General features: G+C 53.4%; 7 protein-coding genes and 2 pseudogenes. 4 read left to right on the plus strand and 5 right to left on the minus strand.

Annotation, left to right across the window (positions count from 1 at the left end):
- Nucleotides 1-9 precede the first annotated feature (9 nt).
- The 4 genes from ACXLHR_RS06320 to ACXLHR_RS06335 all read right to left on the minus strand — a co-directional run bounded on the left by ACXLHR_RS06320 (nucleotide 10) and on the right by ACXLHR_RS06335 (nucleotide 5,418).
- Nucleotides 10-1,662, minus strand: a complete 1,653-nt coding sequence (locus tag ACXLHR_RS06320; RefSeq protein WP_458790664.1) for an alpha-amylase family glycosyl hydrolase — start codon at nucleotides 1,660-1,662, stop codon at nucleotides 10-12.
- A gap of 9 nt (nucleotides 1,663-1,671) precedes the next feature.
- Nucleotides 1,672-2,844, minus strand: coding sequence for a carbohydrate ABC transporter permease (locus tag ACXLHR_RS06325; RefSeq protein WP_458790665.1), 1,173 nt, complete (start codon nucleotides 2,842-2,844; stop codon nucleotides 1,672-1,674).
- Complete coding sequence (locus ACXLHR_RS06330; RefSeq protein WP_458792487.1) at nucleotides 2,844-4,079, minus strand: carbohydrate ABC transporter permease; 1,236 nt, start codon at nucleotides 4,077-4,079, stop codon at nucleotides 2,844-2,846. Before ACXLHR_RS06330 ends, ACXLHR_RS06325 begins: the two co-directional genes overlap by 1 nt.
- 73 nt (nucleotides 4,080-4,152) lie before the next feature.
- Nucleotides 4,153-5,418, minus strand: coding sequence for an ABC transporter substrate-binding protein (locus ACXLHR_RS06335; protein ID WP_458790666.1), 1,266 nt, complete (start codon nucleotides 5,416-5,418; stop codon nucleotides 4,153-4,155).
- 270 nt (nucleotides 5,419-5,688) lie between these two features.
- On the opposite strand from ACXLHR_RS06335, the gene ACXLHR_RS06340 reads away from it, so the two are divergent.
- The 4 genes and pseudogenes from ACXLHR_RS06340 to ACXLHR_RS06355 all read left to right on the plus strand — a co-directional run.
- Nucleotides 5,689-6,729 carry a LacI family DNA-binding transcriptional regulator gene (locus tag ACXLHR_RS06340; protein WP_458790667.1) on the plus strand — a complete coding sequence of 347 codons (1,041 nt, stop codon included), beginning with the start codon at nucleotides 5,689-5,691 and terminating at the stop codon, nucleotides 6,727-6,729.
- 9 nt (nucleotides 6,730-6,738) lie between these two features.
- Nucleotides 6,739-8,064: a GH1 family beta-glucosidase gene (locus tag ACXLHR_RS06345; protein WP_458790668.1), complete on the plus strand. Its 1,326-nt coding sequence runs from the start codon at nucleotides 6,739-6,741 to the stop codon at nucleotides 8,062-8,064.
- A 10-nt stretch (nucleotides 8,065-8,074) separates the two neighbouring features.
- Nucleotides 8,075-9,070, plus strand: coding sequence for a glucokinase (locus tag ACXLHR_RS06350; protein ID WP_458790669.1), 996 nt, complete (start codon nucleotides 8,075-8,077; stop codon nucleotides 9,068-9,070).
- Between the two features lie 985 nt (nucleotides 9,071-10,055).
- Nucleotides 10,056-10,363: pseudogene (locus ACXLHR_RS06355) on the plus strand (hypothetical protein); the annotation flags it as partial.
- A gap of 717 nt (nucleotides 10,364-11,080) precedes the next feature.
- Here the strand turns inward: ACXLHR_RS06355 and ACXLHR_RS06360 are convergent.
- Nucleotides 11,081-13,316: pseudogene (locus tag ACXLHR_RS06360) on the minus strand (ATP-binding protein).
- Nucleotides 13,317-13,373: the final 57 nt, after the last annotated feature.

Raw genomic sequence — 13,373 nt, forward strand, 5'->3', positions numbered from 1 at the left:
TATACTTTCTTAGACGCTACGCCGTGCAGCCAGACAGGTCTGCCAAGGACCGAGCGCTAACGGACCTGCAGCCAAGGCGACCGCCCCCAAATCCGCTCCGATCTGCTCCCAGTCACCGCTCGGCAACTCGACCTCAGCGGGCGCATCACTCACATTAAAAGCACAAAAAATCTCGGTATCCGCATCGGTGCGGGTAAAACGAATAACATTGCCCAACGCCGTCACCGCCGTATGGCCGCCAATCGCTAACGCAGCATGGGCCTGACGAAACGTAATCGCGCGACGGTAATGATGCAACAACGCGCTCGCATCCGCCTCTTGCGTGGCCACCGAAAGCCCCAATTGCGCTGGCGACACCGGCAACCAAGGCGTCCCGATCGTGAACCCACCACGAGTATTGCTCGCCTCCCAAACCATCGGTGTGCGACAGCCATCACGCCCCTTAAACTCGGGCCAAAACTGAATCCCATAAGGGTCTTTCAAGTCTTCAAAGGCAACATCTGCCTCAGGTAAACCCAATTCTTCGCCCTGATAAATACACACCGAGCCGCGCAAGCACATGATAAGGCTCACAAACATACGTTTTGCCGCGTCTGACAGACCCCACCGCGTTGCATGGCGCACAACATCATGGTTCGAAAATGCCCAGCACGCCCATCCGTCCGCCGCCACACGGTCCACATGATTCATGACCTCGACAATACGGGTAGCGGTCGGCTGCTCCGGCGACAGAAACTCGAACGCATAACACATCTGCATCAAATCATCGCCTTTGGTATACTCGCCCAAAATCTCCAAACCGCGCTGGGCATCGCCCACTTCACCCACAGCAGCCGCGCCGAACGGCTCCATCACGCCGCGCAACTTGCGCAAAAAATCCAAATTCTCAGGACGGTTTTTGGAATAAATATGCTCCTGATGATTATACGGGTTCACCGCAGGCGCCGTATCGGCATTGCGGCGCTCTGGCGGCAACGCAGGGTTGTCTCGCAACTCTTTATCATGGGTGTAAAAGTTGATGGTATCCAAACGGAATCCGTCCACCCCACGCTCCAACCAAAACCGCGCGACATCTAACAAGGCATCATGCACAGCAGGACAATGGAAATTCAAATCAGGCTGGGCCACCAAAAAATTATGCAAATAATACTGCTCGCGACGGGTATCCCACTGCCACGCAGAGCCACCAAAAATCGACAACCAATTGTTGGGAGGCGTGCCATCAGGTTTTGGATCAGACCAGACATACCAGTCCGATTTCGCGTTGGTGTTACTCGCACGACTTTCCGTAAACCACGGATGTACTTCGGCGGTATGCGACAACACCAAATCAATCATCACACGAATGCCTAGTTTATGCGCCGTCTCCATCACCGCATCAAAATCTACCAGCGTGCCAAACATCGGATCGACGTCGCAATAATCACTCACATCATAGCCAAAATCTTTCATCGGCGAGGTGAAAAACGGCGAGATCCAAATCGCATCCACTCCCAAACTGGCAATATATGGCAGTCGTTGTACGATCCCTGCCAGATCGCCAATCCCGTCGCCATTGCTGTCCTGATAACTGCGCGGATAGATCTGATAGATCACCGCCCCGCGCCACCAATCCTTGTCAATTTCACCCGCGACCAATGGGGCCTTCGCAACCGTATCCATCATATTTCCTTACTTAACAGAGCCAGCCAACAGACCACGCACCAGATATTTTTGCATCACGAAAAACACGATCAAAGGCACCGATATCGACACAAAGGCCGAAGTCGCCAAAATCTCCCAATTGCCGCCACGGGTCCCCAACAACTCAACAATCTGCTTGGTCATCACCGTGGTTTCACCCGTGCTATCAATCAAAAACACAAGACTCACCAGCAGATCATTCCATGTCCACAAGAATTGAAAAATCGCAAATGATGCCAGCGCAGGAAATGATAGTGGCAAGATAATTTTGGTGAAAATCTGAAAATCCGTCGCGCCATCAATACGCGCATTTTCAATAATATCACGCGGCAACCCGACCATATAATTGCGCAACAGGTAAATTGCGAGCGGCAGCCCAAAGCCAGTGTGCGCCAACCAAACCCCCAAATATCCTTTACCGATGCCAATATCATTGTGGAATTTCAAAAGAGGGATCAGCGCCAATTGCAACGGCACCACCAATAACCCAACCACAAACGCCACCAACAACGCGCGCCCCGGAAAATCCATCCATGCCAGGGCATAAGCGGCAAAAGCCGCAATCAAAATCGGGATGACCGTCGCAGGGATGGTCACCGTCATCGTATTGAAAAACGCCTTGGCCAAACCCTCGCGGTTGCTCTCGTCAAACAGTACGTTTTGATAGTTATCCAACGTAAATTCAGGCGGTGTCACAGCCGTCACAAACGCCCTCTGGCCCCTTCCCGACATCTCGGCCTCACCCGTCCAAAGATAATCGCCATTGGCCTGCACAGTCATACTTTGACCATCGCCCAAATCGGCAATCTGCCCCGGCACATAAATGTCAATCTCGCGGCTACTCACACCCCAAACACTAATCTCGGCCCCACTCTCCCCTGCAACCGCACCGGCCTCGACAAACAGATTGCCGGCAACACGGTACACCCCATCAACTAAGCTCTGCGCGCCATCATCATCAGGATCGGCGCTGCGCAACGTCAGGTTCTGCTCTTGGGGGAACATCGATTTCCACCAGCCCGACGTTGAAATCTGGTCCGCCGTGCGAAAGGATGACACAAACAACCCCAACGTGGGAAACAACCACAACATCACCAAGGCCGCGACCGAAATATGCACCGCCCAGGTCAGGCTCGACTTGCTGCCCGCAATATTGTCCATCAACGCATCTCCTTGCGGGCGTTATACACGTTCCAAACCAAGATCGGCGTGACCAACAACATGATCACCATCGCGCCCGCCGATCCCACACCCCAATCATTGGCGCGAAATAGCTTGTCATACATGTAATTCGCCAAAACCTGCGTCTTCCACTGACCGTTTGTCATCGCAAACACGATGTCAAAAACTTTCAGCACAACAATCGTGATCGTAGTCCAAACCACTACAATCGTGCCGGCAATCTGCGGCACCTTGATCTTGAAAAATACCTGAAAAGGACCTGCCCCATCCACAATCGCAGCCTCAACCGTCTCTTCCGGAATCCCACGCAATGCAGCCGACAAGATCACCATGGCAAAGCCGGTCTGAATCCAGATCAACACCACCATCAAGAAAATCGAATTCCACAACGGAATAGTCAACCAATTCTGCGGCACACCATACGGAAAGTCAGCCGTCGCCACCCCGAACACCCCGCGTAGCGCCAGAAAAACCAACACAATCGCAATCGCTACCCCAACAGCATTCAAGATCGCCATCGGCATGGTCGGACGATGATGCCCCGGCCACATCATATTGCGCGTCATCGTCACGCCTGCAAAGCCAACGAGCGTCCCAAACGCCACCAATAACGCTGCAGGCAACACCCGCAGCATCAACGCCGACCCAAACCCGCCATTAAACTGCAACCAAACTGCGTTCAGCACACCAATCTGGTTACTATCCACAGGGCGCGTATCGTAAATCAGCTTGAAAATGACTGCAGCACCAACAAACGAAATCGCCATCGGCATAAAAATCAACGACTTAGCAATGCTACCCCACCTAATACGGTCGGTCAATTGCGCGGCCAGCAGCCCAAACGCCGTCGAGGCCGCGGGCACGATAATCAGCCATAATATATTGTTTTTTAACGCTTCCCAAAACTTGGGATCATCCAACATCTGACGGTAATTAGCCAAGCCCACAAAGGCATTGCCCTGATCACGATCCGTCAGAGAATACCACAATGTCGCAAACACAGGATAGGCCAGATACAAACTCAACGCGATCAATGCAGGGGCCAAAAACAGCCACGGACGGATCATATTGGCTCGGTTAATATTGCGGCCGGCGTCCTTACCCTTGGCGGGGAATAACACATGATCAAGAAATACATTCGAGAAGTAAAAGTAACCGATACAGCCACCCACACCCACAACAATCGTAAACAGACCGAGTAACGCAGGATGCATCATTTCCCCTCTCCAAAGAAAATCAAACGAATAGGGCCGCCCGACACATCGCCGGACAGCCCATTGAGCACTCTTACTTCAACGCATCCCAAGACGCTTGAATACCGGCCGCGACGTCGGTCGCATCTTTGCCGCCGACATAGTCAACCATACCAGTCCAGAACGAGCCCGCACCAACACCACCCGGCATCAAGTCAGACGCATCAAACCGGAACGCGGTCGCCGCCAGCAAAACGTCATTCATCTTCTTCGTCGCGTCATCCACGAACTTGGATGTATCAACACCCTTATGTGGCGTCAAAAATCCGCTGCGCGCCATCCAGATTTCGTTGGCGTCAGTGGTCTGCAAGTAAGCGACAAGATCATGCGCCGCTTGGTTTTCGCTTGTGATGGTCCAAACCGTGCCAGCCCCCAAAACAGGCGAGCCAAGCTCTTTGCTTGCATAAGCAGGGAAGTAGAAGAAATCGGCATCTTCACCTACAACTGTCCCCTCGGGGAAAAATGCAGGAATAAACGACGCCTGCTTGTGCATGTAACACTGCGGCGGCGATGCGAACAAACCTTTGGGGCTATCGCGGAAATCGGTTGTTGCCACAGCACCCGCACCACCAGCAACGTAAGCCTCGTTACGCGCAAATGCACCAAACTCTTCGATCGCCGCGACGACCGCAGGATCATCAAATGGCATCTCGTTGCTGACCCAGCGGTCATAAACATCAGGCGCTTGCGTGCGCAACATCATGTCCTCAACCCAGTCCGTCGCAGGCCAGCCCGTCGCAGCCCCCGACCCCAAACCAATACACCACGGTGTGCCACCATCCGCCACGATCTGTTCAGACAAGGTCTTCAAGTCTTCCATCGAGGTTGGAATTTCATAGCCCGCATCTTCAAAATTTTCGGGACTATACCAAACCAGCGACTTCACATCGGCCTTGAAAAAGAACCCATACAGATTATCGGCACCATCGCCGTCCGCGTATGTGCCAAGATCAACCCAAGACTGACCCGCCGCATAGTTCTCAACGACCCAATCCCCTGTGCCATCCTTCAACGGCGTCAAAAACCCGCGCGACGCCATATCGGCCGCCAAGCCAGGCTGCGGAAACACCGCAACATTCGGCGCGGAGCCCGCTTCTGAATCAATCATGATCTGCTGCTCGAAACTGTCCGACCCCGTGTAACGCACGTCATGACCGGATTTTGCCGCAAAATCAGCCAGCACCACCTCAACATTCTCCTGATCGGGGCCAAGCCATGGACCAAATACCGTCAACTGCTCGGCCTGTGCCACTGTGCCCAAGGCCATGGCTGCCACACTGATATAGAGTGATTTTTTCATAAAGTCGTCCTCCCTGATGCGCCGTCCCGCGCATTTTTTAATCTACGCATATGCTGCGCATTCATACAACCAACTGCAATACCCAGAATCAAAATCAAAGCGCTTTGGTTTACAGAAATCTCTGCGATCCGACCTAACGTGTCAACAAAACATTCCATAAACCTTAAAATTACACGCCTTGATAAATTCAAAATCTATTAGCGCAATGCTTTGACCTCCCTGTACGACCTCGTTAACATATCACAAAATTGAAAGCGCTTTGAAGATACGATGAACCTAAAACAACTCTCCACCAACTTGGGTCTCAGCCAGACAACCGTCAGCCGCGCGCTGAACGGCTACCCTGAGGTATCCGAGGCCACGCGCAACCGCGTGCGCCTTGCCGCTGATCAATTTGGCTATTCGCCCAGCACTCGCGCAAAAGGGCTCGCCACGGGCAAAGCACTGGCAATCGGCCACGTCATCAGCGTCTCGTCACAGCACGAAATCGTCAATCCGGTCTTTGCAGATTTCATCGCAGGTGCGGGCGAAACCTACCAGCGCTACGGCTACGACATGATCCTGTCGATGATCGACGACACCAAAGAAGAATCAATCTATCGCGGCATGCGCACGCGCGGCTCGGTCGACGGCGTGGTTGTGCATTCGCCTTGCATGAACGACAAGCGCATCGCCCTGTTGACCCAAATCGGCATGCCATTTGTCGTGCATGGCCGCGCTTCTGGCGTCACCGCCCCCTACTCGTGGCTCGACGTAAACAACCGGCGCGCGTTTCACCGCGCCACGCAATTCCTGCGCGACCTTGGACACAAACGTATCGGCCTGATCAACGGTTTGGAACATATGGACTTCGCCTACAGGCGCCGCTCAGGCTACGAACAAGCCCTGCTCGCCAACACCATAGCCATTGACCCAAGCATCATGCGCACCGGCGAAATGACCGAACCTTTTGGCCACCGCTTTACACGCGAACTGCTGGCGCAAGAAAATCCGCCCACCGCCATTATTACCTCTTCGCTGATCTCCGCCATGGGTGCACGCCGCGCAATCGAGGAAAAAGGGCTCGTCATGGGCCGAGACGTCTCGGTCATCACCCACGACGATGTGCTGTCCTACCTTGGCAATGGCGACGACGTACCGGTCTTCACCTCCACCCGCTCCTCGGTGCGCGACGCAGGGCGCAAACTCGCCGAAATGCTGATTGCCGAAATCACAACCCCACTGCGCGGGCAGCAAAACCACCTGCTCGAAGCCGAACTGATGGTCGGCCAATCCACAGGTCCAGCCCCCAAAAACCGCCCCCACTCCTAAGGATATCCCATGCAGTTCAAACGCTCTGATTTCCCCGACGGTTTCCTCTTTGGGGCCGCCACCGCAGCCTACCAAATCGAAGGACATAAATTCGGCGGCGCAGGCTCGACCCACTGGGACACATTCGCCGCCACCCCTGGCAACGTGATCCGCGCCGAAGACGGCGCATTGGCCTGCGACCACTATCACCGCTACCAGTCCGACCTCGATTTACTTAAAGATGCAGGCCTAGACGCCTACCGCTTCTCCACCAGCTGGGCGCGGGTCATGCCCGACGGCAAAACCGTGAACCCCGAAGGCCTCGACTTCTACGACCGCCTCACCGACGCCATCCTGGAACGCGGTCTAAAGCCCTTCCAAACCCTCTACCACTGGGACCTACCTTCTGCTCTCGCCGATATCGGCGGCTGGGCGAACCGCGAAACCGTGCTGCGCTTTGGCGATTACACCGATGTCATTACCGACAAAATCGGTTCCCGCATGGCCTCCATCGCCACTATCAACGAACCGTGGTGCGTCTCATACCTCTCGCACTTCCTCGGCCATCACGCGCCGGGCCTGCGCGACATCCGCGCCACCGCCCGCGCTATGCACCACATCAATCTAGCCCACGGCGAGGCTATGACGCGGCTGCGGTCTAAGGGGATGAACACCTGCGGCATCGTGCTCAACTTTGAATACGCAAACCCCGCCGACGACACGCTAGAGACTGCCACCGCCACCGACCTGCAAGACGCGATCTACAACCGCTGGTTCATCCAAGCCATTACCAAAGGCACCTACCCCCAGAACGTCCTTGACGGGTTCGGCCAGCACATGCCCGAAAATTGGCAGGACGACATGGCCCAAATCAGCCAACCGATCGATTACCTCGGCGTCAACTACTACACCCGCAACAATATCGCCCATGACGCATCGGCCCCCTGGCCGCACATTAAATCCGTCGCAGGCCCCCTCGTCAAAACGCAAATGGGCTGGGAAATCTACCCCGAAGGGCTGCACCACGTCCTGACCCGCATGGCGCGCGACTACGTCGGCGACCTGCCACTCTTTGTCACCGAAAACGGCATGGCATCAGACGACCACGTTAAAGACAGCGCCGTCTTTGACCCGCGACGTACAAAATTCGCCTCCGACCATATCCTTGCCACCAAACGCGCCATCACCGACGGCGCCAACGTGCAAGGTTTCTTCTACTGGTCCCTGCTCGACAATTATGAATGGGCCTTCGGCTACGAGAAACGGTTCGGGATGATTCACGTCGACTTTGAAACCTTGCAGCGCACACCTAAAGCATCCTATCACGCCCTCAAATCCGCCATCACGCGCGCATAAGGCCCAGATCATGTCCCATCCGCAAAACACGTACTCCCTTGTCGCCGATATCGGCGGCACAAATACACGCGTGGGTCTGGCCAATGGGCGCACCCTGATCGAACGCACGATCCGGCGCTACTCCAACGCTGACTACCCTGGCCTCGAAACCGTACTGAAACGCTACATCGCAGATGAAGCCAACGTGAAACCCCTCGCCGCCTGCGTCGCCGTCGCAGGACCCGTTCGCGACGGACAAGCCTCCATGACCAACCTTGACTGGGCCATAGACAAAGACACGCTTGTACGCGCCACAGGCGCCCAAACCGTTGCCATATTGAACGACCTGCAAGCCCAAGGCCACGCGCTCGGCCACCTCGACCCAAGTAAAATCCGCCCTATCATCGACGGCCCCGACGGGCACGTCAATGCCGCCAAACTGGTCGTCGGCGTCGGGACAGGATTCAACGCGGCCCCCGTGTTTGACACCGAAAACGGACGACTTGTAACCCCTTCCGAAAGCGGGCACGCAAACCTGCCGATCCGCAACGCACGCGAATTGCGCCTGTGCGAATACGTCTCCAACGCCCACGGTTTCCCCGCTGTCGAAGATGTGCTCTCAGGGCGCGGGCTTGAACGCGTCTATGCTTTTTTGGGCAACGAAGCGAACGACCCACGCGAGGCCGCTGCGCAAGACATCATGGCCGCCTGCGCCGATCATTCCGACCCGCGCGCATTAGAGGCCGCCGAACTCTTCACCCGCATCCTCGGCACCGTCTGCGGCAACCTCTCACTCATCCAGCTGCCCTTTGGCGGCCTCTACCTCGTTGGCGGCGTCGCACGCGCCTTCGCGCCCTACCTTATTCAATTCGGCTTCGGCGACGCGTTCCGCGACAAAGGTCGCTTTGCAGGCTTCATGTCCAATTTTAAAGTCAGCGTGATCGAAGACGACTACGCCGCCCTGACAGGCTCCGCTGCACATCTCGACTGGCTCAAAAACACCCCACCACCCAAAACGCCTTTGTAACACTCAACAATCATCTCAAAACGCTGCTCGGATACAGTCACATCAATTATGTGGAATTATCTGACGTCAACGCCTTTTGGAGATCGACACTTTTCCGCTAACTTTAGGTTCGGCCCAAAAAACCGCAGCCTCATACCAAGAGTTAGTGATCCAAAATCCACATCTGCACAGCAACAAAACTCCCAGCAAAGTTTGTGGTGAAATGGCTGAGTGTTTCAAATGCGAGCGTCACTCCAAAGTAAGGTGAGGCCAGTTACATCATAAGTCGGAGGCGTGACCAATGAGGCAGATCGTTCTATCCACGATCAACTGTGAACAGTATATTGTGCAGCGATATCGCTTACATTCCAGTGCGCCGCGGCTTTCTTTATCTGATCGCGAGCCATTGCCCATCGGCCCCCTTCACCGATAGATGTAGATAGGGCAACGCGCAATGTGCTGGCCTGACGCCTTGCAAACTCGTGGCCGTTAGTTCTTGTAGCGAGTCCCGAAACGAGGCAATCAACCCCAGATCGTAATTCCTCCTCTCTCGAATCGCTGCGAATACCCTGCTGCACAGCCCTCCCAGGGTCGCAGCTTATAGTTGCTTCTTGCGTCACCACCACAATCTATACGGGTGTCATATATATCAATCAATTAGCGTGTTCGCTACCTCGACAATATTTCGATAAAACAGCTGTGGCGGGCACTTAAACAAGAGGTTGCCTATCTGCACGAGCTGCAAGACGGCCTCCCAGCCAAACCCATGAACAAAGATTGAAACAGCGTCTACATCGTTAACCAGTCCCTCACGACCCTCGACAAAAGATTGCCAGACGACCCATTATTTAAAACAACTGAAAGACCGGAATATAAACGCCAGAAGACCAGCACCGCCAAAACCTTAGGTGGATGGATTAAGCAGACCGAGAATGACGTGGCATGTGCCCCTGAGCATTGGCCGGCGTGATGACGGGAGGAAAGGTACCGCATGAGAGTTCCCTAACGGAAAAACTGGGTACTAGGTAAAGCCAATGAAATATTGCGCCAAGCGTCGGCGTATTTTGCTCAGGCGGAACGCCCCCGCCCCCCCCACTGAGGCGATCATCGCCATAATTCATCGCAAAGGCATGGCATTGAATCGTAATGTCGCAAGATGGGAAGATCATCGCGTTGTATTGGATGTAGAGACGATCTGCAGGTCACTGACGATTGCGCCGTCAACCTTTTACCACCAACTTGCGTTCCGCGCCCCAAAATCCAGGGGTCAGGAATTAAAACTATCAAGTCTACGACCTCCGTAAGGCATGGCATCCCGCTATCGGGATCATGCGTTGGCATGAGCCCTGTCGGGTAATGGGCAGGCAATAAATATCCATTCGTTACATTGAAATTGGACGAATCTGGCACAAAAATATCGATCCTACAGCGCTTACCCTGCCTCAAGTGGCACCTCAGTCCCTTTCGCCGTCGGAAACTCATCCTCGCCGAGACGAACTATGGCCTTCTAAGAAACAGCGCTAAACTATAGCAAAGGCCAATGGCGGAACTGCAGGATCTAGAGATGACTATCCCTTGGTTTTCTCGATTAGCTCTACAAACAACGGTTGCTCGGACACATAGGAAACATCCCGCCAGCTGAGGTTCAAGAGAAATACTACGCAAAGCGCGATGTACTTAATAGGGTCGCATAAAATGAATCTGTAGGACCTCGGCAAACAAGTGGCGGTTCACTAGTTCAAAACATCCGATTTAAACCACAACCCCGCAATATGTCTGCCTATGCAATCCTTGAAGCACTGGTGGTGGTAGAAATACTTATCAACAATTAATTTCTCTGAAATTTTGACAAGTTTTGACCATAATAAATCCCACCTAAAAATAGCATTGACAGGTGCTCTATCTAGGTCCGTAAATTCGTGGCAATTAAAGTTAGTTGGAAACCACGACAAAACAATCAGATTAAGAATATAGCCACGCCGTACTCACGAAAAAACCCGTACGAAGCGCCTGTTCGCCAATATGCTCCTCCTAGGATTGCGCCCGCATCGCGACGAGTTGTGATTGCACGGTTGTCGTCAGTTCGTTTAGTGAAAACGGTTTTGGCAAGAATACCGAATTCTGAATCCGTGGACCGTCATCACCAAAAGCGTCTTCTGCATAACCGGATACAAAAACAACGCGTGTGTCGGGGCGACGCTCAAGTGCTTCACGCACCCACGTCGGCCCATTCATTCCGGGCATAATTACGTCGGTTACAAATACATCAACGCTTAGGTCAAGATCAGCCAACATCGTCAGAGCGGCTTCGGCGGAATCCGCTTCCAAAACAGTATAACCGCGCAAACGTAATGCCCGGGAAGCAAATGCGCGAACGGGTGCTTCGTCTTCAACTAATAAGACGACCCCTTCATCCGATACAGAGAGTGGCTTCACGACCGATGCAAGTTCTGGCGTCAAATCGGCGACCGACATTTCATAAACAGGGAACAAAAGTGAAAACTCTATGCCTCGATCAACTTCGGTGTCTACAAATATAAACCCGCCCGTCTGTTTTACGATACCGTAAGCAGTAGACAACCCCAACCCCGTCCCTTCACCTAAGCGCTTTGTCGTAAAAAACGGTTCAAAGATTTTGGGAAGTTTGTCCGCAGGAATTCCGTGGCCTTCATCAATCACCTTAACAACTACATAGTTACCTGGCGGCACCAACGCCTGATCACGCAGCACAGGTTCATTCAATGTCAAATTTTGCGTCTCAACACGGATCTCACCGCCCTGCGGCATCGCATCGCGCGCATTCACAACCAGGTTCATGAGGACCTGTTCGAGTTGGCGCTTGTCAGCCCTGATCGCAGCCAGTTCCTGATCGTGCGACAGCGACAGAATCACTTTTTCTCCAACCAATCTGTTCAATAGATGGGTCAAATCCGACAACGTATCCCGAATATCGATGACTTCGGGCTGCAAATTTTGCTTACGTGAAAACGCCAATAGTTGCCCGACGAGACTGGCCGCGCGATTTGCATTCTGATGAATTTGGATCAAATCGCCATAATTCTGATCGCCTTGATCGTGGCGTAAAAGCAATAAGTCACAATGACCTGAAGTAGCAGTTAAAAGATTGTTAAAATCATGCGCACCCCCCCCCCGCAAGTTGTCCAATTGCTTGCATTTTCTGGCTTTGGACAAACTGCGCTTCCAGCGTTTTCAATTCAGTCACGTCATTCAACACTGCAATAAGATGCGGATCTATCGCTCCCCCTGCCGTATTTAAGGTAACTTGCATGAACACATCTCGGTTTTCACCTCGCCCCCTTAAAAACTGTGAGACATCGCCGCCGCGTCCTTCGATCGCTTCGCGCAACCAATCCCCAAACGGTCGCCCTAGCCCGTCAAGAACATCCGCAACACGCTTTCCGTGCGTCGATGGAACGCCTAAAAGCCCCCGCGCCTCACGGTTTGATGCTACAAGCTCACCATCGGCAGAAATTTTCAAAAGAGGAACAGGCAAATCCTCAATGGCGTCCCATTCAGTCGTTAGCTCACGCACCCCCTTTTGCACATCTTCTTTTGCATCGCTTGGAATGATGTAGATTTCATTCCGACCAGCTTTACTTTCAACCATTGCCAATGTGACAGCAACAGAGCCATTTACGCTATCGAGTTGGCAATTCAAACCGGTTCGCGGAACAAGATCACCCAACACCTCATCCATCGACTTTGGGCGATACCCTAGGAATTTTCGGCATGCGTCATTGACGAATAGGACCGTGCCGCGCTTCCCTAGCGTTAGCATCGGAATACTAAGGGCATCACTCGCGCGCCCTTTAGGTTGATCATTTTGTAGCCCGTTTTCAAGACGCCATAAATATGCGTCCTGGTCAAGCTTTGCGACCGACAAACCATACTGCCCTGACCGCGTCACAATCTCTTCTTTACCACATCCCATTGCATCAGCGCGGGTCAAGAGCCGGTAAAGAACGACGTCCGGGTTAGCGACAATTGCCGTCAAAATCACACCAAGTGACTGTTGGGCAGTCGGCTCAAACCTAATTTTTGCAGCTTCATTGCATAAAATAACCTCGCCCTCACTATTCGTGAGGAATGCAATATCAGGATCGTGGGCAACGACATTTGCTACAATAGAATTTACGGTCTCAATGGGCGGGGCACCGCGAAACTGCTGCGCCACGAGAAATATGCTACCGACCGAAAAAACAAGCGCAGCAGCAAAAAGGCTTACCTGTACAACAGGCTGAGGCATCACAACTGCGCCACCAATGCACACCAAAACTGCGAACGCTAACCATATAGCACTCCG

The sequence above is a fragment of the Yoonia sp. MH D7 genome (genome assembly GCF_054439475.1).

Excerpts from the sequence above, each read along its gene's own strand:
- ACXLHR_RS06330 (WP_458792487.1), bottom strand. The coding sequence starts at position 4,079 with ATGCATCCTGCGTTACTCGGTCTGTTTACGATTGTTGTGGGTGTGGGT.
- ACXLHR_RS06335 (WP_458790666.1), bottom strand. The coding sequence starts at position 5,418 with ATGAAAAAATCACTCTATATCAGTGTGGCAGCCATGGCCTTGGGCACA.
- ACXLHR_RS06345 (WP_458790668.1), top strand. The coding sequence starts at position 6,739 with ATGCAGTTCAAACGCTCTGATTTCCCCGACGGTTTCCTCTTTGGGGCC.
- ACXLHR_RS06320 (WP_458790664.1), bottom strand. The coding sequence starts at position 1,662 with ATGGATACGGTTGCGAAGGCCCCATTGGTCGCGGGTGAAATTGACAAG.
- ACXLHR_RS06350 (WP_458790669.1), top strand. The coding sequence starts at position 8,075 with ATGTCCCATCCGCAAAACACGTACTCCCTTGTCGCCGATATCGGCGGC.
- ACXLHR_RS06325 (WP_458790665.1), bottom strand. The coding sequence starts at position 2,844 with ATGGACAATATTGCGGGCAGCAAGTCGAGCCTGACCTGGGCGGTGCAT.
- ACXLHR_RS06340 (WP_458790667.1), top strand. The coding sequence starts at position 5,689 with ATGAACCTAAAACAACTCTCCACCAACTTGGGTCTCAGCCAGACAACC.